At 64.3% G+C, this 613-nt stretch carries 1 protein-coding gene; it reads left to right on the plus strand.

Features of this window, described 5'->3' with window-relative positions; all coding sequences use genetic code 11:
• The coding region (locus ACQ4OB_RS27830; RefSeq protein ID WP_430956870.1) for a dermonecrotic toxin domain-containing protein at positions 1-613 on the plus strand (613 nt) is incomplete at both ends.

Below are 613 nucleotides of genomic sequence, written 5' to 3' on the forward strand. Positions count from 1 at the left end.
TGATCGCGGCGCCAGCCATCTGCGCGAGTCCAGCCTCCTGGACGCGGCGCTGCATAACTTCGAAGAGCCGGAAACCGCCGCCGATTATTTCCGGACCGGCTCCGGGGTCTATCGCCGCAACTTCAGGGGGGAGCCGTCGCTGATACCGTCGATGACGGTGAGTAAAATCGCCGCGCTGTGTCGTCGGCTGGACCTCGGCGGGCAGTATCAAGCGCATCTGCAAGCCCGGCTGCTGCCGGCCGATGCGCAGAAAAGGCAAACCCTGGAACGGCATGGCGCCGCCAGTGAAAAAGCGGCGTTCGAACTGGCCTCGCTGATCGCCCTGCTGAAAGACGACATCAGTTCCAACGCCTACGGCGTGCTGCGCCAGGTCCGCGAGCATACAAGCGATATCCGGTTTCACCATCGGCCGCTGCACCCGCATCGGCTGTCGCTGATGGGTTTCAAGTTGCACGGTGTGGTGTTGTTCAGCGCCGAGGGCGATGCGGGCATGATCCAGGCGGCGGTGGAGGCCCTGGCGCCTGACGCGCGGGCCTCCTGGCTCGACTGGTCGAGCGTGTTGTCGACGATGTCACCGGGCCTCGACCTGGACAAGTTCAAATTGCTGCAGGCT

Origin of the sequence: Pseudomonas sp. ES4, from assembly GCF_050586665.1 — a bacterium.
Classification (GTDB): domain Bacteria; phylum Pseudomonadota; class Gammaproteobacteria; order Pseudomonadales; family Pseudomonadaceae; genus Aquipseudomonas; species Aquipseudomonas frederiksbergensis.